Annotated in this window: 18 protein-coding genes; 8 read left to right on the forward strand and 10 right to left on the reverse strand. The window is 53.6% G+C overall.

What is annotated here, in order from left to right; genetic code table 11:
• Positions 1-18 precede the first annotated feature (18 nt).
• Complete coding sequence (locus J0A68_RS11720; RefSeq protein WP_206578399.1) at positions 19-690, forward strand: energy transducer TonB; 672 nt, start codon at positions 19-21, stop codon at positions 688-690.
• A gap of 85 nt (positions 691-775) precedes the next feature.
• On the opposite strand, the gene J0A68_RS11725 is transcribed toward J0A68_RS11720, so the two are convergent.
• The 3 genes from J0A68_RS11725 to J0A68_RS11735 are packed head-to-tail and all read right to left on the reverse strand — an operon-like array spanning position 776 to position 6,030.
• On the reverse strand, positions 776-1,654 hold the full coding sequence (locus J0A68_RS11725; protein WP_206578400.1) for a YicC/YloC family endoribonuclease: 879 nt from the start codon (positions 1,652-1,654) through the stop codon (positions 776-778).
• A 14-nt stretch (positions 1,655-1,668) separates the two neighbouring features.
• A complete protein-coding gene (locus J0A68_RS11730; RefSeq protein WP_206578401.1) occupies positions 1,669-4,962 on the reverse strand; it encodes a BamA/TamA family outer membrane protein in 3,294 nt (1,097 codons plus the stop codon).
• Between the two features lie 21 nt (positions 4,963-4,983).
• Positions 4,984-6,030, reverse strand: coding sequence for an NAD(P)/FAD-dependent oxidoreductase (locus tag J0A68_RS11735; RefSeq protein WP_206578402.1), 1,047 nt, complete (start codon positions 6,028-6,030; stop codon positions 4,984-4,986).
• Here J0A68_RS11735 and J0A68_RS11740 point away from each other — a divergent pair.
• From J0A68_RS11740 to J0A68_RS11760, 5 genes are read left to right on the forward strand one after another with little or no spacing between them, the layout of a single operon-like run.
• The gene (locus tag J0A68_RS11740; protein ID WP_236025551.1) at positions 6,029-6,739 is read left to right on the forward strand and encodes an MBL fold metallo-hydrolase; all 711 of its coding nucleotides are present in this window, start codon (positions 6,029-6,031) and stop codon (positions 6,737-6,739) included. The genes J0A68_RS11735 and J0A68_RS11740 overlap by 2 nt on opposite strands.
• Positions 6,739-7,431, forward strand: a complete 693-nt coding sequence (pssA, locus tag J0A68_RS11745; protein ID WP_317195107.1) for a CDP-diacylglycerol--serine O-phosphatidyltransferase — start codon at positions 6,739-6,741, stop codon at positions 7,429-7,431. The genes J0A68_RS11740 and pssA overlap by 1 nt, the downstream gene beginning before the upstream one ends.
• Positions 7,428-10,667, forward strand: coding sequence for a type IX secretion system sortase PorU (porU, locus tag J0A68_RS11750; protein ID WP_206578404.1), 3,240 nt, complete (start codon positions 7,428-7,430; stop codon positions 10,665-10,667). Before pssA ends, porU begins: the two co-directional genes overlap by 4 nt.
• A complete protein-coding gene (gene porV / locus J0A68_RS11755) occupies positions 10,664-11,884 on the forward strand; it encodes a type IX secretion system outer membrane channel protein PorV (protein WP_206578405.1) in 1,221 nt (406 codons plus the stop codon). Before porU ends, porV begins: the two co-directional genes overlap by 4 nt.
• Before the next feature lie 3 nt (positions 11,885-11,887).
• Entirely contained in the window at positions 11,888-13,159 is a 1,272-nt protein-coding gene (locus J0A68_RS11760; RefSeq protein WP_206578406.1) for a M16 family metallopeptidase, read from the forward strand.
• Here the strand turns inward: J0A68_RS11760 and J0A68_RS11765 are convergent, their stop codons facing one another.
• Genes J0A68_RS11765 through J0A68_RS11775 form a run of 3 tightly spaced genes read right to left on the reverse strand, consistent with a single transcriptional unit; the run spans position 13,160 to position 15,433 of the window.
• Entirely contained in the window at positions 13,160-14,110 is a 951-nt protein-coding gene (locus J0A68_RS11765; protein ID WP_206578407.1) for a glycosyltransferase, read from the reverse strand.
• Between the two features lie 2 nt (positions 14,111-14,112).
• Positions 14,113-15,012 (reverse strand): hypothetical protein, encoded by a 900-nt coding sequence (locus J0A68_RS11770; protein ID WP_206578408.1) that lies wholly within the window; start codon positions 15,010-15,012, stop codon positions 14,113-14,115.
• Position 15,013: 1 nt separating this feature from the next.
• Entirely contained in the window at positions 15,014-15,433 is a 420-nt protein-coding gene (locus J0A68_RS11775; protein WP_206578409.1) for a sugar 3,4-ketoisomerase, read from the reverse strand.
• Positions 15,434-15,541: 108 nt separating this feature from the next.
• Between J0A68_RS11775 and J0A68_RS11780 the strand changes: the two genes are divergently transcribed.
• On the forward strand, positions 15,542-16,168 hold the full coding sequence (locus tag J0A68_RS11780) for an IMPACT family protein (RefSeq protein ID WP_206578410.1): 627 nt from the start codon (positions 15,542-15,544) through the stop codon (positions 16,166-16,168).
• Here the strand turns inward: J0A68_RS11780 and J0A68_RS11785 are convergent.
• The 3 genes from J0A68_RS11785 to J0A68_RS11795 are packed head-to-tail and all read right to left on the reverse strand — an operon-like array spanning position 16,155 to position 19,390.
• Complete coding sequence (locus tag J0A68_RS11785; RefSeq protein ID WP_206578411.1) at positions 16,155-16,760, reverse strand: 3'-5' exonuclease; 606 nt, start codon at positions 16,758-16,760, stop codon at positions 16,155-16,157. The genes J0A68_RS11780 and J0A68_RS11785 overlap by 14 nt on opposite strands.
• The gene (nhaC, locus tag J0A68_RS11790) at positions 16,757-18,214 is read right to left on the reverse strand and encodes a Na+/H+ antiporter NhaC (protein WP_206578412.1); all 1,458 of its coding nucleotides are present in this window, start codon (positions 18,212-18,214) and stop codon (positions 16,757-16,759) included. The genes J0A68_RS11785 and nhaC overlap by 4 nt, the downstream gene beginning before the upstream one ends.
• Before the next feature lie 48 nt (positions 18,215-18,262).
• Positions 18,263-19,390 (reverse strand): NAD(P)/FAD-dependent oxidoreductase, encoded by a 1,128-nt coding sequence (locus tag J0A68_RS11795; protein ID WP_206578413.1) that lies wholly within the window; start codon positions 19,388-19,390, stop codon positions 18,263-18,265.
• Positions 19,391-19,466: 76 nt separating this feature from the next.
• Between J0A68_RS11795 and J0A68_RS11800 the strand changes: the two genes are divergently transcribed.
• Positions 19,467-19,946, forward strand: a complete 480-nt coding sequence (locus tag J0A68_RS11800) for an Mpo1 family 2-hydroxy fatty acid dioxygenase (RefSeq protein ID WP_206578414.1) — start codon at positions 19,467-19,469, stop codon at positions 19,944-19,946.
• 12 nt (positions 19,947-19,958) lie between these two features.
• Here J0A68_RS11800 and J0A68_RS11805 read toward each other — a convergent pair whose 3' ends face one another.
• Positions 19,959-22,217, reverse strand: coding sequence for a patatin-like phospholipase family protein (locus J0A68_RS11805; RefSeq protein ID WP_206578415.1), 2,259 nt, complete (start codon positions 22,215-22,217; stop codon positions 19,959-19,961).
• Positions 22,218-22,349 lie beyond the last annotated feature (132 nt).

Below are 22,349 nucleotides of genomic sequence, written 5' to 3' on the forward strand. Positions count from 1 at the left end.
CCAAAAACTCTAACAACCATGGAATCAAAAAAACACGAGCGCGCGGATCTACGCAGATGGTACGCCGCATTTTTCAACCTTGGCCTGGCCCTGTCTGTCGGCGCTGTATTGGTAGCTTTCGAATGGAAAGCAGAAGATGACAAACCTCTCCTGGATATCTCAAAAGCTAAGACGGACTGGGACATGGATATCGCCCCGATCACGATCCAGACCCCTCCACCGCCAAAAGCCCCCGTAGTCTCGCCTCCGGAGATCAAGGTCATCGACGACGACATCAAGATTGACAACCTGACTGCTTTGGAGGTGGATCTTGCCTCAAACGAACCACTTCCCGTCATCGAGCTGACCGAACCTCCAAAGAAAGAGGTAGCCGACGTAATCCATGACTTCACTGAAGTGCGGGCCGAATTCAATGGAGGGATGGAGGCCTGGTACAAATACCTCCGCGGCAACCTATCCTATCCAAAACAAGCGCAAAGAACCGGGATGGAAGGCACGGTGATCGTGAGGTTTGTCGTTAATACCAACGGAAGCATACAAGATGTGGAAGTAGCCCGCTCCGCCTACCCCGCGCTGGATCAGGCAGCGATGGATGTCATCCTCAACTCACCCGCATGGAAGCCCGCACGGCACAATGGCCGAGCAGTAAGATCCCGGATGACCATCCCGATCAAATTCAAGCTTAACTAAACCAACTCCATAACGGAAAAGCTCGAGCCTCTGGCCCGAGCTTTTTTATTGTTCTCTTGATGCAAAAGGAGTCTCTCCTTTTAGGCTAGATCACGTTAAGCGACTGTTCCTTGATTTTTTCCAATTCATCCTTCATCAGAATGACATGCTTTTGGATTTCAGCATCATTGGCCTTAGAGCCTATGGTATTGATCTCTCGGCCTATTTCCTGGCTGATAAAACCCAGCTTTTTGCCCTGTCCGCTATCCTCTTGCATGGTCTTCATGAAGTAGTTGAGGTGGGTCTCCAGACGCACCAATTCCTCCGTGATGTCGATTTTCTCAAAGTAGTAGATCAGCTCCTGCTCAAATCGATTCGCGTCGAAGGAATTCTCATCCATCCACTGCGAGAAGTGGTTGCGGATTCGCTGCTGAATGCGCTCTTTTCTACCGGGCTCTTCCTGCTTGACCCGCTGGAAAGCCGAGCGAATGACTTGGATGTTTTCCTCCAGCTTCGCATAAAGCGACGCACCTTCATCCTTGCGAAAGCCGTCACACTTCCTCAGAGCTTGCTCAAGCACCTTTTTGACCTGCTCCCAGTCTTGGCTTTCTTCCCGCTCCACAGGAATCGAATTGATCACATTGGGTGCTTGGAGAGCCAGCTTGAAAAGCTCACTAGGATGCTCGCCGACTAGATCCGCCAGTGCCTTGAACTCGTCAAAGTAAGACTTGAACAAATCCCTGTTGATGGAAACCGGGAGGTTTTGGCTGCCCTTGGGCACAAACTCAACGGACACGCTTACCTTTCCTCGATCCAATATGGATTGGACAATGTTGCGTACTTCGGGCTCTTTGTCGGAAAACTGCCTTGGGCTGCGAATGGACAGGTCCAAAAATTTTGAGTTGAGCGATCGAACTTCGACCTGAATCATCATCTGCTCGTCCTCAAATCCGGCTACTCCAAAGCCGGTCATCGATTTGATCATAAATTGTCTGGGTATTAGAAATTGTAGCCCAAAGTAAAGTAGAACTTCAGGTCTTCTTTTTCATAGTTTCGGATAGGCCGCGCCATGTCAAACTTGACGTAGTAATTCAGCAGTACGGTGCGCAATCCCGCTCCGTAGCTCTGCAGCCAGGGGTTGTTGAAGTTGTTCAACACGATCACGAAGGGCGAGCCCTCGGTATTGATCACTTCGGTATTTTGGTCATTGACACGCTCCCAAGGGGCAAACTCGTCCCAAGCCGATCCGATGTCGTAGAACCCTACCAGCTGGAAGTTGCGGACGAAGTTGGAAGTAATATTCCCGCGCGTGAGGTATGAAAACAGCGGTACGCGCAGCTCCGTGGTGAAGGTGATCACCTTGTTGCCCCGGATCTCGTCATAGTCGTAGCCCCTCAAGTCCACAAAGTCGGCAAAGAGGATATTGGAGTTTTCGACGCCCTGAGGGTTACGGACTGGAGATGGCTCCGGCCTATTGGATGGCGGATTGTAAAACTCGTTGAAGAGCCAATTGTCCATCCCCCCCACGAGGTAATTTTGGGGATTTTTGCCCATGAAAGACCCTACGTACAGCTTGGAGGCCAAAGTGATGTTTTTGTGGATCTTCTGGTAGTTTCTCAGGTCAAGGTAGAAGTTGCTGAACGAGCGCTCTCCATGATTCAAACCCTGATAGTGCTGGAAGCCCACCTTTCCTTTGACCCCGGTGAACGAATACAGCCCCATAGGCTCGGTACGGTCATACACAAACTCCACCTTACCCCCTAGGTAGTTGACGTCAAAGCGGTTTTGCTCCGGCACCTGTCCGTAGATCAACGAGTCGGGATTGAGGTTGAAATACTGGGACTTGGCTACAAATGGAGCCGCATAGATCCTGGAATTGATGTTCAGAGGATACGATACGCCGGTCTCCACCTGGGTCAGGACGTATTTCTGGAAGCTGATGTCACTCTGCTCTACGCGGATCGTCCTCCGGTCAAACCTCGCCCGGAGGTCCAGCCGGCTTTTGAGGTATTCGTATTCAAACCAAATGTCGCCACCCGAATTGAAGTCCAGCGCAGTCATGATACCCCCCTGAAACACATGGTTGTCCAGGATGTCGGTCATCTTGCCATCCAGGTTGATGCCGAAGCCTCGCAGCGGATCCACGACAAATCTCGTGTTGATGTGGTTGGTGAAAAACTGCTGCTCCATGCGTCTCGGACCGGTCACACGCTTCTGCATGGACTGCTTCCTAAACGCTTCCAGGAGGTTGGTTCGGTTCAGCTCAGGCTTGCCGGTGTCAGCCGCTGGCGCTTGGGCCTGGGGAAGGGTGTCGAAGGTGTAGTTTTCCGTATTGATGCCTTTTCTGGACTCGAATCGCAACCTGTCCAAGTTGATGGAAGAGGTCCTGTTGGTGGAAGTAGTATCTACGGCCGGCACCTGCTGCTCCGGTTCGGTACGGGTGGGCTCGGACGGCTGGGCGACACTAGTCCTCGACTCCAGCAATCTCCTGGCAGCAAGGCGTTCATTCAGGTCCTTGGCCTGGGCCAGCTGCACACGAGGCGTACTAGGAGTAAACTGGTCTACTCCCGAGTAACCCTCAACGAATAGGTAGGACTCTTTCCCGCTTCTGAGTGCATAGGCGATCTTGTTCATCCTGCTGGTGATGTCGAAGACCTCGATGCTTTTGTCAAAGGCGGAAATCTGATTGGAAACCTGATTTCCGATACTGAACCGCATCAGGTTGGTGATTCCGCTGAGGTCGCTCATGTAGATCAGCGTATTGCTGTTCACCTTTCTGGGACGCAGGTTTCTACTGTTGGAGTTGGTCAGGCGGGTAAAAATCGTGGTATCCTTGAGCACATCGACACGCTGGAGGTTGTACAGATCGGGCAAGACCTTGATATCCGGCGTCGCGGTCAGCACTGAATCCGGCAGCTCCGTGAAGTTGGAAGAATAGACGATCACCGAGTCATTGAGAAACATCGGTGTCAAATCGTCAAAAACATCATTGGTCAGGCGCTTGCCTTGGCCGCGTACGTTGAGCGTATAGATGTCCGTCTTGCCGTTGGAGATCGCCGAAAGCACCATGTTTCTGCCCGACTCATTGAAGTCCAAGCTGAGGATTTGGGTGATGTTTCGGAGGAAAATCTTGTCCTGGTTCGTCCCGTCGATGGAGCGAAGCCTCAGCGTCGTGAATCCCCGCTTAAAGGACGCTATCGCTAGATTGGCCGAGTCCCTCCAGGCGATGATGGGCGAGTAGAGGTTTGGCGACAGCTCATCATAGCTCGCCCCTCCCTGGAACACCGTCTGCTCCGCACCGGTGGAGAGGTCTCTGACGATCACCTTGAACTTACCCGCATTGTTGAGCACATAGCCAAGCATCAGCCCATCAGGGCTAAACTTGATGTCGCTGATCGCCCCATCCACCCGCGAGGAGGTCTTGGCCACCGCGGACTCCGTATTCACGCTCTTGAAGGAAGAATAGACCGGCTCGTTCACCTTGAGGTAATAGCTTTTCCAGTCTTCGAAAAAAGCCCTTGCGTTGATGCCAATCGTGTTTGCTATGCTGTTTTCCTCGTTTCGGTTGATCCGGGACAGGTTGAGGATACTGGACACATAGCGGCGTCCGTACTTTTCGGAGATATAGTTCCAGATGGACTGTCCTACCAGACCGGCCTCAATACCGGTCAGGTTCAGGATCTTTGGATTGGAGTTGTCCTTGAGGTATTGGCGCATGAAGTCGTCCATCTCGCGGCTCCAGCCCTTGGCCAGATAGAGCGCGGCACCGTCGATGTACCATTCGGGAAAGTCGTTGATCAGGTTGGACTGGAAGGCGTCCGCCACGGACGCGCCATAGAGCATCTCGCGGATGATGATCTTGGAGGTCGCTGCGATCACGTCCTCCTTAAACTGGTCTATACGTCCCTTGTAGGACACTTCGGCTATCAGCCTTGTAAACTTGGTCTGACCATCCTCGGAGTACTGCTGCACGTTCAGGTTGAGATTGCTCTGTAGCGCCTCCTCGGGGGAATTGTAGATGTAGATCTTTGGCTTGGTGTAGGCCACGTAGCCGATCATCTGGGTCAGCTTGTCAAACTCCGACTCCAGGTAGTCGATCGCCATCTTGGCGTTGGCACCCCCGCGGTCGTAATAGTAGACCTCAAAATTGTTGGAAGAGTAAAAATACCATTCTATCTCCTTGTGCTGGATCCGGTTTTTACCGAACCGTTCTTGGTCAAACTGTGCCATGGTGTGGGTGGCACTTCCCAAAGCAAGAATCAGGATCAAAAGTCGAAAGACTGTGTATCGCATTCGGATCAGAATTGATAGGTTTTAAATATACTTAAAATACCGAGCTATATCCACCTCAGCAATTATTGGCTCAGATTTTATCAAATACCGGGTCATCATTTTACTAAAATAGGGAATCAGCGAAACACCTTTGGCTCCGAAACCATTGAATATGTAAACGCTGTCTTCTACAGGATGTTTGCCCAAAAACGGCTTCCTATCCTTGGTGGCGGGACGAATTCCGGTCTTATGGCTTTTGACCGAATCCACGGGTACCTTGACCAGCTCCTGGAGCTTGGCAAGGATCTCGCTTTTCGCACTTTCACTGGGACCGGTATCCAAGTCATGCCAGGTGTAGGTGGAGCCCACGCGATAGACTCCCGGCGCAAGCTTGACCCGAAAAACGCCCCGGTTGGCAATGAACCCAGGATCAAACTGCTGCTGCACTTCCAGGATTTCGCCCTTGACGGGGGCAAAGGGAAGAAAGCCGAAAAACCGACTCTTCATCGCCCCAAGCCCATTGCAGTAAATCAGGCTTTTCGCCAAGATATCGCCATAGCGCCAACCCTCAGGGGCAGGTTCGAGCAGGCTTTCGTCAAAAGCCTGTCGGCAAAGTCTCTCGCCAAAGTGACCCGCCATGCCATCAAGGAATTCATTGATGTTGAGCCAGCCGGACATGCGCAGCAGCACCCCGCCAAATACGTCGTTCATCTCCGGATGCTGGCTTTCGGTGAAAATCTTTTCCACAAACATCGCGATCGCCGGATCACTGGAATGCCCCATCCACTCATTTTGCTCTTCGATGGACAAAAATGGCCGGTAGATCTTCTCTTTGGTCAGAAACCTCCTGCCACTGGCCTCTTCGAGCTGGCGGTAAAAAGGCTCGATTTCCGGAAAAAGCAGTTCTGCCTTCCAAGACTTGACCATCTTGCGGCCGGTGACGGGATTGTAGAGTCCCGCTGCCACGCGGCTGCTTTGGTTGGATTCAGGCTGGTCAAAAAGCAAAATCCGCTGCCCCTCCTGCTCCAGCCTATAGGCGAGCGCACTGCCCGCCAGGCCTTGTCCTATGATCAAAAAATCAATTTCCATGTCCCAAAATAAAGCCATTATTCCTTACTTTGCTGCGATCCCGCAGAGTTTTGCCATGCTTCACATCAAGTCATTCACCTTCAATCCATTTCAGGAAAACAGCTACCTCGTCCATGATGACTCCGGTACGGCAGTGCTGATCGATCCGGGCTGCCACACCGCTGCCGAACGGAGCGAACTGGAAGACTACATCGCGGCAAAAGCCCTGAAGGTGGTGAACCTGCTCAACACCCACTGCCATATCGACCATGTCCTCGGCAATGCTTGGGCAAAAAAGAGATTCGGTATCCCCCTGTGGATTCATCGCCAGGAGATTCCGGTACTCAAATCCGTGGAAGTCTATGCGCCAAACTACGGTTTTCACGGCTATGAATCCGCCGAAGCCGACCACTTTTTGGAGGAAGGCCAGCTGTTCAAAGTCGGCGAGGAAAGCCTCAAGGTGCTTTTTGTCCCAGGCCATGCGCCAGGACATGTGGTATTCTATCACGAGGACAGCGGACAGTGCATAGGCGGGGACACGCTTTTCAAGGGAAGCATAGGCCGCACGGATCTTCCCGGCGGCAACCATGACCTGCTGCTGGAAAAGATCAAGTCGGAGCTTTTCAGCCTACCGGATGGAACGGTAGTCTATCCGGGACATGGCCCCGAAACCACCATCGGCTTCGAAAAAGTCTACAATCCCTTTGTGGGAGAAAGGGCCATCTATTGATGATCAAGGCACAGATTCCCAACACCCTTACCCTGCTCAATCTCCTCGCCGGAGTGATCGGCATCATCACCGTTTTGGAGGGGCATGTCCTCGCAGGAGCCTATTTTGTATTGGTCTCGGCGGCATTCGATTTCCTCGACGGCTTTGCAGCGAGGCTGCTCCGGGTGCAGAGTGACATGGGCAAGGAGCTCGACTCCCTGGCAGATGTGGTATCTTTTGGGGTACTGCCGGGCCTGATCCTTTTCATGATGGCCAAAAGCTCCGCCCCAGCGGACTCCTATCTGCCCTATCTGACGCTCATCGTGCCCATGCTTTCCGCCTATCGACTGGCGAAATTCAATTTGGATACCCGCCAGAGTGATCGCTTCATTGGACTCCCTACCCCCGCCAACGCGCTTTTTCTGAGCACCCTGCCTTATCTGGCCGTCCGATGGCCCATGCTGGGAGAGTTGCTCACCCTGCCTTGGGCGCTGGTGGCCATTGCCTGGCTTTTTGCGATCCTGCTCGTCTCCGAGATTCCGCTGATCGCATTGAAGTTCAAGAGTTTTGCCTTTGCCAAGAACAGATTTCGGTATGCACTCATCGGCATCAGCCTCTTGATCGTGGCCGGTCTGCAGCTGGCAGGCATCCCACTGGTGATTTTGGCGTATATTGTACTCTCCGTGATCGAAAACGCAACAGGAAGTGAATGAGGAAAGGCATTGCCGTCGGGATTCTTTGGGTGATCCTCGGCCTTTGGGCCGGGATGCCGCAGGTCTTGGCGCAGACTTTCCGGTTTAAGGTCGCAGAGCAGGGCATCTACAAGATCTCTGAAAGCCAAGCCAAAGCATTGGGTTTTGCCGGCCTCACAGAGCTCAGCATCTATGGGTTTCCCGGTATGCTCCCGCAAAAACTCGACTCCTCACAGCTTCAATTGCAGGAGATCCCTGCCCTGGAGCAAGAAGGACAGCTTTTCTTTTTCCTCTCCGGCCCCCATACCATCGCCTACACTCCAGAGGGCCTGACTTACAGCCATCACCTTTTTTCGGATTCACTGAGTTTCCTCGTTGGAAGAAGCCCGAGTCCAAGTCGTATCGCTTCCTCCTCCGCCGACGCACAGGAGGCAAGCCCTGGGCAGATCTGGTATCGATTCACAACCTACAAAACCGAAAAGACCAATGTGCTCAACTCCGGCAGAGCCTGGTATTCCGACCCGATCCGCCAAGGACAAAGCCTAAACATAAACCTATCCCTTCAAAGCTCTGCGGAAGCACCTTGGCTACTTTTCGGAAAGCTCATGGCCCAGTCTCCCTCCAGCTCCACCATGCGGGTTCTTGAGGGCAACAACCTCCTCGGAGAGCTGGCTTTCGACCCCATCCCCAGCTCCACGTATGGCGTAAAGGGGCGCGAGCAAGCCTTTGCCTGGCAGCTGGCCCCGCGCGGCCCCCTCGCCCAGCTTAGGTTTACCTTCCAGGGCACGGGATCGGATGCAGGTTATCTGGATTACGTGGCAGTGGGAGTACCGCTTAGCAACTCAGTGATCTCAGAAGGCGTCTTGGAATCGGCGGCGACTGCGAGGCTGGCGCTTCCCAGCTCCCTTCAGGCCTGGGAGGTCAGCGACTTTTTCGTCCCCCGGGCATTGGCCCCTGGCTCTGGAAGGAGTGCTGTGGGAAAAAAATGGGCGATATTTTCTCCGGAAAAAGTCCCGGAAATCCGAGACTTCCAAAACGCTTCCCTGCAGCTGCGAACGCAAACGGACCCTCCGGAACTCCTGATCATCGCGCCCCAAGCGCTCCTTTCCTCGGCCAACAAGCTCCGAAACCACAAGCTTTCCCTGGGAATCGAGGCCAAGGTGGTCACGCCCGAAGAAATCTATGAATCCTTCGGCTACGGGAATGCCGACCTCAGCGCCATCCGCAATTTCATCGCATACAACTACCATCGGCACAACACCCTCAGCAATGTCCTCATCCTCGGCAAGGGCACCTTTGACTATAAAGGAAAGCTAGGCGGCAGACCCAACCTGGTCCCGATCTACACCAGCCGCGAAAGCCTCAACCCCCTGACGTCCTTCAGCTCCGACGATTACTTTGGGCTGATCGGCTTTGGCCAGGGAGAGTGGGAGGAAAGCCGGGACGGTGACGAGGCCCTCCAAATCGGGATCGGAAGGCTTCCGGCGATCAACTACGCCGAAGCCAACGAGATGGTGGAAAAGATCATCCGCTACGAGACGCGCCCTCATCGCACGCCCAAGTCATCTGCGGTCTCCCTGCTCGTGGATGACGGGGACAACAATATCCATCTCCGCGACGCGGAGTCCCACAGTGCCTACCTGACGGAGAACCATCCCGACTTTTTGCAAAACAAGCTTTACCTGGATCGTTTTGAGCAGGAAAAGTCCGGCAGCAGCCAGCGCTCGGCACAAGCCAAGTCCGCACTCAAAAAAACGCTGGACGAGGGCACGTTGATCCTCAATTTCATCGGCCATGGCAACGAGACCACCCTCATGGCGGAGGAGATCTTTCGGGTGGAGGACCTCGCTGACTGGGGTAGGCAGGAGCAGCTTGCGCTTTGGATCACGGCCACCTGCGAGTTTGGACGCCATGACAGCCCATTTGCCCGGTCAGCCGCAGAAGAACTGCTTTCCGCTAGGGAAAAGGGCGCCGTGGCACTCCTCACTACGGGCAGACCGGTTTTCAGCAGCGTCAATTTCTCCCTGAACAAGGCCTTCATCGAGGAGGTCTTCCGAAAAAAAGACGGCTCCCATCAGGATCTGGGAGAAATCTATCGCCAGACCAAAAACAGGAGTCTGAACGGCCCGCTCAATCGGAACTTCTCGCTGCTGGGTGATCCGAGCCTCAGGCTCGCCCTCCCGGATCTTGGCGTGCGGGTGACTTCCATCGAGGACAGCAAAAGCGGAAGCCCGGCAGACACGCTGAAAGCACTGCAGGAAATCACCCTGCATGCGGAGATCCTCGACCCGCTGACCGGAGCGATCCAGGCGGGCTTCAAGGGCTCCTACCAGCTCGAGCTTCGCGACAAAGCCGTACAAACTTCCACACTGGGCGACGAAAGCAGCCCCTATGAGTTCGAGGAGGAAACCGTCCTGCTTTTCCGCGGCACCGGAACGGTGGAATCAGGAAAGCTGGTGGCCAGGTTTTTGATCCCCGAGGGTATCAACCCAAAATACGGAAAAGGCAGCCTGAGAATCCGGGCCTGGGACAGTCGCTCGGGAATGCAGGCCATGGGGGCAGATCTACCGGTTATCGGTGGCCAAGCAGCCGAAAGCACCGACAAGACAGGCCCCTCCATCCTGCTTCTGATCAATGGCCAAAGTGCGGAACCGCTGGTATTCCCCACCAAAAACCTGGAGATCAAGGGACTGCTTTCTGACCCTAGCGGCATCAATGTGTCCAGTTTCACCCCAGCGCAGGCGCTCAGCATCCAGGCGAACGGACAGGCGCCAGTCATCCTGAACGAATATTTCATAGCCACAGACGGAGGCTATGCCAACGGGTACTTCGACACCTATCTGGGAGGGCTGGAGGAAGGAGCCAATACGATCACCGTGCGGGCATGGGATAATGCCGGCAACGAGACCGTACAAACCTTCTCCGTGAGAGTGGAGGGCAGCCGCTCGATCCGCATCTTGGACCACATGGCATTTCCCAATCCGGCGACCACGGAAACCCACTTTGAAGTGGCGCACAACCGTCCGGGGGAAAACCTAAGTCTCAGTCTGGCTGCCTATTCCCTGTCGGGTCAAATACTATTTCAGGAGACGTTTCGTTTCCAAAACGCTGAACGGAGCATCAAGGACTTGTACTGGTCTTTTTTGCAAAACCAAACGAAATATCCAGCAAAAGGAACTTATATTTACAAATTAACGCTACAGTCGGAGTCTGATTTCACCTCAGATTCGGTCAGCGGAAAACTAGTGATTCAATGAACAAAAAGGCTGAAAAAAGCAAAAGGGGCATCCTTCTCACCATCCTCCTATTTGCCGGCTTCTCTACTTACGCCCAAAACTCGGTGATTATTTCCGGCCAGGATCCAAACCGCCGGGTGATCACTACGGCAGTGCCATTTCTGAACTTTGCCCCGGACTCCCGGCACTCGGGCATGGGGGACGTAGGGGTCGCCACCTCCCCAGACGCCAACTCTGCCCACTGGAATTCCGGTAAACTTGCCTTCATCGAAGACGACTTGGGATTCTCCCTCTCCTATTCCCCTTGGCTCGGCAAGCTCGTCAACGACATGTCGCTGAGCTACCTCACCGGCTTCAAAAAAATCGACGAGTTCTCGGCCTTTGGATTTGACCTGCGCTACTTCAACATGGGCGACATCCAGCTGACCGACGAAAACGGCAACCCTTTGGGCGAGTTTAACCCCCGGGACATCGCCATCGGTGGCACCTACTCCAGAAAGCTTTCCTCCAAATTTGGACTGGGCATCTCTGCCCGCTTCATCTATTCCAACCTTTCCGGTAACATTTCCTCCGTCAGCGGCTCGGAAGCCAAGGCGGGAATCAGCGTGGGAACAGACATCGGGCTTTACTACTCCAAGCCGATTTTTGCCGGCGCAAAAGACGGAACCTGGTCCTGGGGCGTGGCAATCACCAATATCGGCCCCAAGATCACCTACAACAGCGCGGAAGACTTGGACTATATCCCTACGAACTTCAGATTGGGAACGGCCTACTCCATAGACCTCGACCCAAACAACTCCCTGACCTTTGCCTTCGACCTCAATAAGCTGCTGGTACCTACTCCGCCTCAGTATACAACCAATGATGACGGAACACTTGCAACAGATGCTGATGGGAATCTAATAATTGAACCTGGGAATGGAAAAGACCCCAACCGCGCGTTGATCTCTGGGATGTTCGGTTCGTTTTCTGATGCGCCGGACGGATTTTCGGAGGAAATGAAAGAATTTACGCTATCCTTTGGCGTGGAGTACAACTACGCAGAGAAGTTTGCCCTGCGTACCGGGTACTTCTACGAAAACCCGGACAAGGGCGGCCGCCGGTATTTCACCATGGGCTTGGGCATGGACATCAAAAAAATCGGGTTTGACTTCTCCTATCTGGTGCCCCAGACCCAAAACCACCCACTGGCAGAGACGCTTAGATTCTCGCTGCTCTACACCATCCCAAGCAATTGATCCATGCCTCTTGACCGATCAAAAGCGCCTGAATTTGTCGTTCCGGCTGATTTTGAACTGCCTGCCCCGCATATCCTAGCCCTCAGCGGCGGCCGAAGGCTCTATTTCATCCCCACTCCCGGACTGGACGTCGTCAAGCTGGAGGTGCTGGGAAAAAGCCAACGCCTCAGCCTGCCACTGGAAAAGTCGCTGGTTCCTTCCTTTACACTACAGATGCTGACGGAGGGCACCCAAGCTTTTTCCGAAGCCGAACTTTCGGAGTTTTTCGACTTCCACGCCACCGAGGTGCACCCGCTGATCACCTATTCCCATGAGGGAATGAGCCTGCTGACCACCAAAAAACACTTTGGAGAAGTCATGCCAGTCTTTGCGTCGCTCTTTGAGCAGGCGAGCTTTCCGGACGAAAGCTTGGAAAAACGGAAGATCCAGCGAAAGCTTTCCATCAAATTTGAGCGCGAAAAATCCTCTTCCCGAGCGAGCAGCTTGTTTCGCAAGGCTTTGTTTGGAGAAAACCACCCTTACGGCCAGGAGATCACTGAGGCCCATGTGGACCAAGTAGATCGGTCAGACCTGCTGGCCTACTACCAAGATCGTCTTTGGACCGGCACGGAGTTTTTCCTCTGTGGAAACTTGGACGAAGCCGAGCTCGCACAGACGGCCGCCCTGCTGGACACGTTCCCTCTTCAGCCGTCTACAGACAGCATCGACCTGCCTCCGGCAGTCGGCAGCCCCATGATCTTGGAAGACCGCGCCGATGCCCTGCAAAGCAGCATCCGCATGGGTGGCTGGTCCATCCCCAAGAGCCATCCGGACTTCCTCGCACTTTCGGTATTCAATACGATCCTGGGAGGCTATTTTGGCTCCCGACTGATCAAAAACATCCGCGAGGATAAGGGACACACCTATGGCATCTCCTCTTCCCTGGCAGAGATCGGCGACCTCAACTACTGGGTGATCGGGGCCGATGTCCAAAAATCCCAGCGCGACCTCGTCGTCGGCGAGATCTACAAGGAGATCCAGCAGCTAGCCACCGAGTCGGTTCATCCAGACGAGCTGGAAGTGGTCAGAAACTACCTCATCGGCCAAATGCTGAGCCGGTTCAGCTCCTCTTTCGACCTGATGGACAGGTTTAGAGCCGTGCACCACTCTGGTTTGGACTTTGAATTCTATCGGCAGAAGATGGACTTTCTTCGGGATTTCACCGCGGAAGATATCCTCAGGGTCGGGCAGAAGTATTTTTCGCAGCCTCCCTACACCGAGGTGCTGGTGGGCTGATCAGCGCAGCTGCGTGTAGAGCCAGGAGATGTCCCAGGCCTTTTCTGCCCAAAACCTGTAGAATCTAAACTTGAGGCTGTCCATGCCCAAGTCCTCTCCCAAGCGTACCAGTTCCCTCGCTGGCTCAAAATTGGCCGACCAGAGCGCATGTTTGAGCTCGTACAGCACCCGAACCTCCAAGGCCTTGTTTTCCTCGGGATAGACATTCATTTGGTGGATCTTCGAGCAGACCTTGACGGTGCTGGGCAACATCTTGGAATGGTAGGGACGGTATTGCGCGGCGGACATGGAGCGGGCGTGCTTTCGCTTCAGCACGCCGATATGGTCCGAAAAAAGCACCGGATGGTTTCTGGCCAGCCTGACCAGGATGTCAAAGTCCTCATAGAACAGGGATTCGTCGTAGCCTCCCTCCTTTCGGAGAATAGACGCGTTGAAGACCACCGTAGGCGCACAGATGTAGCTTTTCTGGATCAGCGTCACATAGAGGTCGCCGAGCTCTATCGGCTCCTCCAGGTCTCCTGCATGGTTGCGCTTGTAGAAGGACTTGACCTCCCCCATGTGGTCCAAAATGTAGGCATCCGAAAAGACGAAAGCAGCCTTGGGCTCCGACTGCAGCTCCCGGATGGACGCAGAGAGATGTTCGGGATAGAGCACGTCGTCTCCCGACAGGTCAATGAGGTACTGACTGTCCACCTTGGCCAAAATCTGGTTGAAAAGCTGACAGTAGGGCTGCATCTCCTCATTGAAGATCGCATGGACGGACAGCTGTCCCGAGGAGCGGTTTACCCAGTTGCGGATCTTCTCGGCGGTATCGTCTTTGCTTCCGTTGTCCACCACGATCAGTTCCTTGGCATGGTAATCCTGCAGCCGCACACTTTCCAGCGTCTCTTCTATCCACTCCGTGTGGTTGTAGGCGATGCAAATGACCGTGACCTTCCCAGTTACGTCCATGATCAGAGCTTTAGAGTCCAGGTAATCTTGTTGGAGATATCGTTAGAAAAGCGGGATTTGAAAAAAATCAGGCCATGGTTTGCTCCGCTGTCGGTATCGGAAGAACCCAAGTCCACGAAACTGGAGTTTTGGTCCGAGGCGAGCTGGAAAAGCTGGAAGAGGCAAAGCTCCCCAAGCCCCTTCAGCGCAGCCTTGGACTGGATAGCCGCAAGGAAATAATAGAGCGAGTCGGGCAGCAGCTTGACGGCAAGCGTGTGGGCCACGGCTTGACCGTCCTTGAGCACAGAGATCAAAAAGTATCGCTCGGGATAGTCGGCCACCTGCGCGATCAGCCTCTTGTCCTCAAAGTTGGCTTCATAGCCTTTCTCCCGGTTCCAGCTCCTGATATCCTGCAAAAAGCCGAAGTTTTGGATCGGCCCTACCTGTACTTTCAGCCCCGCTTCCCGGGCCTTGGCTTGAAACTTGGGCTGCTCCTTTTTTACCAGCTTTTTGATCTTTTTCTTCCCGATGAAAAACTGGTGGCTGAGCACGGACTCCTGCACGAATCCGTTTTTGAAAAGAAGGTAATTGATGAGGTCAAGGTTTGGTTCGTAGGGCTTGGGAGGCTGCACGATCCTGACCGACCTGACGTGACGACGTCGCAGCTCCTCCACGACCGTCTGGATAAAAAGCTCCAAGGCTGAGGAGGAAAGGCTCATTTCCACGAAAATCCCACCAAATGGACTTTGCGGAAGGGAAACCGCCTCTAAATCATCTGAGATGGCAAAGGTGATCGAAGCCTTGGTTTTGCCTTTTTTTTCCCATCGGAAGTCGAGCTGCTTGGCAAATCCATCGGTGGGGCAATCTCGGAGAAAATAGGGGTACGCCCCCCCGATGGAGGACACCACCGTCAATTCGTGCAAATCAGTTGTTTCCTTTTTGTAAGTCTCCAAAATAGCCTTTGTCTCTGATGAAATCTTCTTCCAGAAAAGCATGGTCACCCAGTCCCAACAGTACCGCGTCACCGGAAAAGCGGATTTCGACCCAATTGAGTGGGGGGACAAATATGCCTTTTCCGGCCCCCTCCAGTACAAGCTCCGTCTTGGACCCGTCCAATCCCTCCAGCTTGACATCCAGCCTGCCCGACAGAGCTACGAGCACTTGGGCTTCCTGCCAGTGGGCATGGTTACCCCGAGACTCCCCCGCCTTCACACCTGATATCCAGAAACATCGCCGAATACCGTCCGGAAAAAGCCCGGTGTTTTCCCAAAAATGCACGGAGCCAGTGTCGCTGATATTTCCCGGAATATCGATCAATCGGGGTGCCTGATAGTCTAATTTCACTGGCTTCTGAGCGCTGCTTATAGGACTAAAATTAAGACAAAACCAGTTAACCACCCGTTAGCCCAGCGTTAATTTTATATTTTCGGGCGTCCAATTCTTGTAGCAAAAATGAGCAATCCTCTGGAAAGCGCCGATCCCAACGATTCCTACCTAACCCTGGCCGAGCAAAGCTCCGGACTTTTCAAAGAGCTGGGCAGCAAGTTTTTCTACTTTGCCTTTCCGGTCAAGTCGGAAGAGGACATCAAAGCCGAGCTCGCCGCTTTGCGCAAACAATATTTCGACGCCACCCACCATTGCTACGCATGGATATTGGGAAAGGACGCACTCCACTTCCGCGCCAACGACGACGGCGAGCCAAACCACTCCGCGGGCGATCCCATTTTGGGACAAATCCGCTCGCACCAGATCACCGATACCTTGATCGTGGTCGTGCGCTATTTTGGAGGGACCAAACTAGGCGTCAGCGGCCTGATCAAGGCCTATAAAACGGCCGCAGCACTTGCCATAGAAGACAGCCAGATCATTAGGGAATGGGTAAAAATAGCCCTGGACATCCGATTCCCCTACCCGGCCATGAACGAGGTGATGAAAGTGGTAAAAACCCACGAACTCGAAATCCTAAGCCAAGAGATGGCGCTGGACTGCCAGATGAAGCTCTCGTTCCGGGAGGGCTTGGCCGCGCAAGTAGTGCCCAGCCTGGAAGAAATCGAAGGCCTCGTCCTTACTCCCTGCTAAAGAGGCTGTCTAGATAGCCTTCCTTCCGAAGAAGCTTAAATACCTCCAGGCAAGCCCAGGCATCGGTAGCTGCGTAGCGCTGCTGCTTTTCGGTGAGGTTTTCCGACTCCCAGTTGGACACTTGCTCGGTCTTGGAGATACGGATCTTGAGCACCATCCCGCTGAGGTTTCTCACTCCTACATTGTGAAAGCCGACCTTTTTCAGCTCGTCGTTCAGATCAAAAAAAGACAGGGGGTAAAAACTGTCGGTCAATTTTCGAAGTCCCTTGAGGTCATCGTGCACGGCGGCTCCTACTTTGACGATATGCTCCCTTTCTAGCAGGTTTCGCAGCGAATCGGTAAATCCGACCTTGTTTAGTCGGAAAAGAAACGCCTGCGTCGAGGTGGAAAGCTGCAAGAGCGACACATGGTTAAACTGTCCCTTCCTGAAGGAAGGCTTCGTCTCGGTGTCAAAGCCGATGATTCGCTGGCCTTCCAAAAACTCCACCGCCTCGTCCACCTGGTCGGGATGATCGATCAAAAAGATCTCTCCGTCAAACTGCCCCAGGGGCAGCTCGTTAATTTCTTCTTTGCTAATACTAAAGGGAATCATACCAATTCTTCTTCCGGCTCATAATAGTGAATTCCGATTTTCAAATAACCGTATAGAATGGTCATAAACGGACTGATAATATTGAAAAAGCAATACGGGGCATAGGTCAAGGTCGCGACGCCGAGCACCGAAGCCTGGGTCGCCCCGCAGGTATTCCAGGGCACCAGGACGGAGGTCACGGTTGCCGAGTCCTCGAGGGTTCGGCTGAGGTTTTCAGGCTTCAGGCCACGCTTGCGGTACACATCCGCATACATGCGCCCGGGGACCAGTATCGCGAGGTATTGGTCGGAAGTGGTCACGTTGAAAAACATGCAGGTAGCCGCAGTAGAAGCGATGAGCGAACCCACGGAGTGCACCTTCTTGATCACCGCCTCGGCCAGCACGCGCAGCATGCCGCTTTCCTCCATGATCCCGCCGAGTACCATGGCGCAGATGATGAGCCAGATGGTATTCAGCATACCGCCCATGCCTCCGGTGACCAGCAGTTCATTCACCACGTCGTTGTCCGTGACGATCTGGATCTCCCCATAGAGTGCCATCATCACGGCCTTGAATCCCAGATAGAGGTAACTGCCGGTCTCGGCGGCGATGGCCGCAATGATCTCCGGCTGGAAGACCACCGCAAAAACTCCCCCTAACAGGGCTCCGACCAGCAGGGCCGGGATTGCGGGAACCTTGTTGACTATCATCAGGATCACCACCACCGGCACGACAAAGAGCCAACCCGTGATGTTGAACTTCCCAGAGATCACATCCGAGATCGCCCTTACCTCCTCCACGCTTCCTGCCGTCTCATAGTTGAGTCCGATGATCAAAAACAGGATCAGGGTGATGATGATCGTTGGCACGGTCGTCTTGGCCATGTATCGGATATGGGTAAACAGGTCAGTTCCGGCCATCGCGGGAGCAAGATTGGTCGTATCGCTGAGCGGGGACATCTTGTCGCCGAAATAAGCTCCCGAAATGATCGATCCTGCAATGATCCCTTCTTCAAAGCCCAGCGCCTTGCCTATTCCCAGCAAGGCAACGCCCACAGTCGCCACCGTCGTCCAGCTGCTTCCCGTCGCTACTGACACCACCGCGCTGATGAAGCACGCGGCAAAGAGGAATATCTCCGGACTCAGGACTTTCAGACCATAGTAGATCATGGCCGGAACGATCCCGCTCAGCAGCCAAGTCCCCGCCAGTGCCCCAATCAAAAACAGGATCAAAATCGCACTCATCGCCGAGCTGATGCTCTTGATGATGCCATCCTGCAGCGATTCCCAGCTGATCCCGAGCTTGAATACCGCTATGGAGCCTGCCACGGCAGCGGAGATGATCAGCACCATCTGGTTGGAGCCGGAGAGGCTGTCCGTACCAAAGATCTGGATGTTGATGACAAGAAGGACTATAAGAAATAGTATGGGAATCAGGGCGTCTATTACACGTGGAGCTTTCGGCTGGCCTTTCATTCAGTAAATCCGATGGTTTGGAAAGTTTGAATCTAAGTAAAAAATCATTTACATCTTGGAAAGTAGTCGGGAAAGCGACCTGCCCACTTCCCAGCCTATGGCCACGCCCATTCCCCCCAGCCGGACTGCCACGGCAGTTTTTTCTCCGATCGCCTGGATCAGCGGACTTTTCTTTGGCCCAAAGGCCATTATCCCCGACCATTCCATCTCCCACTCGACCTTCCGTCCGGGGAAGATCACTTCCTCGGCCAAGCGGTGAAGGTGTGTTTTTATCTTTGGATTGGTGCCAAACTCCAGCGTCCGCTCCCGGTCAAAGTCTTTGTTTCTGGCACCGCCCAGCAGCAGTCTGCCTTCCACCTGCCGAAAATAGACGTAGCCTTTGTCCAGATGAAAAGAGCCTTTCCAGGGAATCTTGCCTTCGATGGGTTTGCTCAGCAGGATCAGCCCACGTCCGGGCTCCAGCTCGGACTCCGGCCAGAGCTTTTTCGAAAAGGCATTCGTACAAATGGCGATCTTGGCTCCGGTAAACTCAAAGACACCTTCCTTCTGCGCACTTTCGGCCAAGACCAGTCCTTCGTCCTTTTGCACCTCCACCACGGCCACGCCGGTCAGTATTTTCACCCCTAGGGAAGCCGCCTCAGTCCATAGCGCGGTGAGGTAAGCCCCGGGATCCAGTTCCCCTTCGAAGCGGTTTTCGATCACCAACTTGACCTGCTCCGAGAAGCCGAACTTTCCGGGCTTTTTCACCACGGAAAAGACATCCTTTTTGAAAAGGCCCTTGAGCATCTTGTTGACTTCGTCCATCTGCTCGGCCGCGGACACATGCTCCGCGTCCAGGAGCTCAAACCCATGGCTGGCCTCATACCGGAGCGCCGCATCCCCAAATCTCCGCAGAATCTGGCGGAGCCCTTTGTACCGCATCTCTACCAAGGCGCTCACTTCGTCCGGGGTCATTTTCCAAAAATCGTCCAGGATCTCCGTCAAACTTCCGAAGCAGGCAAAGCCGGCGTTTTTGGTGCTCGCTCCCGTGGGCAGCACGCCTTTTTCCAACACCAGCACCTGCGCTTTGGGGTGCTTCTTCCGGTAGTGGATCGCTGTGGACAGCCCCGTAAAGCCAGCGCCCACTACAATAAGGTCATAGCTGAAAAAGTTTTTTCGTTCCCAATAGCTGAACATTGTCCGGGTATCGTTTAAAATCTGGCTTGAGTTGTCTAATTTATATCCAAGCTACCGCAATTAAACCCAAAAAACTATGAGAAAGATTGATTTGCTCCTGGAGGAGTATGGCGAAAGCCACCGCAACCACACCAACAAACTAATCCATTGGTTTTGTGTACCGGCGATATTTTTCAGTGTGGTAGGACTGATTTTCAGCATTCCCACGGGCTTTTTGCCGGAAGCCCTGCCTTTTTTGGGAAGCTTCGCAAACTGGGCGACGGTGATCCTGTTTTTGGTCTTGCTCTACTACCTATCGCTGTCTGGCCCGCTGACTTTGGGCATGCTGTTTTTCTCTGCTCTCTGCCTGGCCTTGGCCAATTTTCTTGACCTAGCCTTCCCTGGCAAGCTGTGGGCCATCAGCCTGGGAATTTTTGTGGTCGCGTGGATCATCCAGTTTATCGGACACAAGATCGAGGGGAAAAAGCCCTCATTTTTCAAGGATGTGCAGTTTTTGATGATCGGGCCGGCCTGGCTGATGCACTTTGTCTACAAGAAAATCGGCTTTCCCTACTAAAGCCAATACCTCCTACTGAGCGGGAAAGAGGCGTTGTACTTTTTCGATGGATTGCCTGTTTCGAAGTGAACCAATGCTATTGAGGATCGATCTTTTTTCCTTTGCCGTCAGCCTCCAGTTGAGCGAGGCACGCTGCATCGTCTCCTGGGAGCCGGTCAGCTCCTCGATCTGCACCTGCTCTGGCGCGTATTCAAACTCGATCCGATCCAGCTCAAAGGGCATAGACTCGTCCATGTAGTTGAAGAGCACCTCGTTTTGGATCGTCTGGAGATTGTCCCAGTTGATGTAGATGTTTTTGAGGGGAGTGAAGACCTTTTCGAAGATCCTCGGCGGTTCGGTATGGGGTATTTCCACGGATTTTTCTGAGTCCCGGATCGTGATCAAGACGACCCCGCTGGTGTTTTTTGCCATCCAATCTTGGAAAACATAGAGAAAACGAAGGGCGTCCTGCACGCCAAAATTATCCGAGAGCCCAGTATCCATGGTCTCCATGATCGGGGTCGAGGGCAGCTCCACATTGGGCGTGATGAAAGGGAAAGTCGCGCTCATCCTCAAGGCGCTTAGGAAGCGGAGATTGTCGGCATCATGCTGCGCAAAAAAACGCCGAAAGTCTATGGACTGTTTTTTCTCGTCCGCCCCGAGTTTGCCCATGACCGAGCTGCCCAAATAAGACATGGAATGGGGAGCAATCACCAGCTTTCTGCCGTCATTGGTCACCAAGGCGGTGACCGGAAGCAGCGGGATCTGCCCCTCTTCCTCTGGCATGCGGTAGGCCTCCAGCGGCTTGTCCAGGATTCCCTTGGTATTGATGTTCAGCTGGTTTTCAAACGCGTAACCCCGATCTTTGAGATGGCTATAGCCACGGTATTCGAAGCGCTGATTTCGGATCAGCAAGTCGTTGACCAGTAGGGTAAACAGAATTGGGTTGAGGTTGTCGTCAGAGATCTGCGCTAAAAACCGGGGATCTTTGGGATCGAAATCCGGATCGGAAAGCGACCGCAGGTAGATTTCCCTGAAAAAAGCCTGCCCGATCACTCCACCGGAAGCGCCCGTATAGAGCTCGGTATGCCGGGTGACAGCTCCGTTTGTCTTCTCGTGGATGGTCTGGAGCACATTGAGTGTCCATAGCGCGGCCCGCTGTCCTCCCCCGCTTGCCGCGACGATGACCAACCGGGGAAGGGAATCAGGAGAAAACTTCGCCTTCCAGTTGTCCAGAATCCTCACGGTATTTTCCCTGTCCTTTTTCAGGGTATCCGGATGGGTCAGGGAGTCGAGCCTTGCCAGCGTGTAGGGAGCCGGAGGTGCTCCATAGTCGATCCCGTAGGCCTCGTGGGGCCGGTTGAGAAAAGAAACGTTGGACAGGTAGTTGATCGACACCAGCATCAAAAAGACCACCAAGGTCGCCCAGCTCCGCAGCCAAAAGCTCATGGCGCCTACGAGCATCACCAGAATCGCGAGCAGTAAGGTCACGCTCATCGCCGCCGGAAACTGCAGCACTTCCTTTTCCTTGAAAAACCCCAAGAACAACACGAAAAGGATGAGGAATATCTGGATCAGAAAGAGATTCAGGTGGTTTTGGTCAAAAACGCGAAGTAGCTTTTGGGTCTCAAACCTGGAGATGTCCGGGCGGACTGACACGAGCTGCAGCCGAAGGTTGAGATAGCTGTTGACCTGGTCGCGGAGGACCTTCAGTTCCTTGTACTGGCTGAGCACATTGGCGCGGGTGAAGCGGACCTTTCTCAGCCTCCTATCCAGCGTCCCGGCGAATATGATGAAGAAGTCCTTGTTGGTAAGCGCGAAATAGCCAAAAATCAAGGCATAGCTGACCAAGCCGCCCAAGGTGAACCCCAAAAAGAACTTCAATGCCTCCCAGTCCGACTGCAGGTCATTGTCGAGCTGAAACACGATGAATTTCACCGTGTAGATGATGTAGAAGATCAGGGGAATGAGGGAGTTGTTGACGCAAAAATGGATGAATGGCTTGGGCACCAAGGCCAAAAACTTAAACTGGCGGCCATCCATGATGTAGGTGGTCATGTGAAAAGCCATCGTCAGGATGGCCATCCCCACCCCGATCAAAAAAAAGCTCAGCCAAGACACCTGGTGCAGGTACTCCGGATCCAAAAACAGGAAGGGAATCCCCAGCACCACGCCAAACTGCTCCAATATCACCCCCAGCAAAACCACCCACACCAGCACCAAAGCCAGGTTTTTCCTCAGATGTAGCAGAAAAAGCTGTATCGGAAAACTGTATAAAATCTTATCGCGCATGGGTGTATTGTTGGGAACAAGTTACTCTTTTTTGAGAACTACGTTTTGACTATTGGACTCATTTGGGCGGCCCAAACTTTCCCCTTTGATTTTCAGGACCTTCTCCCCAAACAAGCTCCGAATGGGCAAGAT

The sequence above is a fragment of the Algoriphagus oliviformis genome, assembly GCF_017254915.1.
GTDB lineage: Bacteria > Bacteroidota > Bacteroidia > Cytophagales > Cyclobacteriaceae > Algoriphagus > Algoriphagus oliviformis.

Coding starts and splice junctions, on each gene's coding strand:
- J0A68_RS11720 (WP_206578399.1), top strand. CDS start 19: ATGGAATCAAAAAAACACGAGCGCGCGGATCTACGCAGATGGTACGCC.
- J0A68_RS11725 (WP_206578400.1), bottom strand. CDS start 1,654: ATGATCAAATCGATGACCGGCTTTGGAGTAGCCGGATTTGAGGACGAG.
- J0A68_RS11730 (WP_206578401.1), bottom strand. CDS start 4,962: ATGCGATACACAGTCTTTCGACTTTTGATCCTGATTCTTGCTTTGGGA.
- J0A68_RS11740 (WP_236025551.1), top strand. CDS start 6,029: ATGTCCCAAAATAAAGCCATTATTCCTTACTTTGCTGCGATCCCGCAG.
- J0A68_RS11735 (WP_206578402.1), bottom strand. CDS start 6,030: ATGGAAATTGATTTTTTGATCATAGGACAAGGCCTGGCGGGCAGTGCG.
- pssA (WP_317195107.1), top strand. CDS start 6,739: ATGATCAAGGCACAGATTCCCAACACCCTTACCCTGCTCAATCTCCTC.
- porU (WP_206578404.1), top strand. CDS start 7,428: ATGAGGAAAGGCATTGCCGTCGGGATTCTTTGGGTGATCCTCGGCCTT.
- porV (WP_206578405.1), top strand. CDS start 10,664: ATGAACAAAAAGGCTGAAAAAAGCAAAAGGGGCATCCTTCTCACCATC.
- J0A68_RS11760 (WP_206578406.1), top strand. CDS start 11,888: ATGCCTCTTGACCGATCAAAAGCGCCTGAATTTGTCGTTCCGGCTGAT.
- J0A68_RS11765 (WP_206578407.1), bottom strand. CDS start 14,110: ATGGACGTAACTGGGAAGGTCACGGTCATTTGCATCGCCTACAACCAC.
- J0A68_RS11780 (WP_206578410.1), top strand. CDS start 15,542: ATGAGCAATCCTCTGGAAAGCGCCGATCCCAACGATTCCTACCTAACC.
- J0A68_RS11785 (WP_206578411.1), bottom strand. CDS start 16,760: ATGATTCCCTTTAGTATTAGCAAAGAAGAAATTAACGAGCTGCCCCTG.
- nhaC (WP_206578412.1), bottom strand. CDS start 18,214: ATGAAAGGCCAGCCGAAAGCTCCACGTGTAATAGACGCCCTGATTCCC.
- J0A68_RS11795 (WP_206578413.1), bottom strand. CDS start 19,390: ATGTTCAGCTATTGGGAACGAAAAAACTTTTTCAGCTATGACCTTATT.
- J0A68_RS11800 (WP_206578414.1), top strand. CDS start 19,467: ATGAGAAAGATTGATTTGCTCCTGGAGGAGTATGGCGAAAGCCACCGC.
- J0A68_RS11805 (WP_206578415.1), bottom strand. CDS start 22,217: ATGCGCGATAAGATTTTATACAGTTTTCCGATACAGCTTTTTCTGCTA.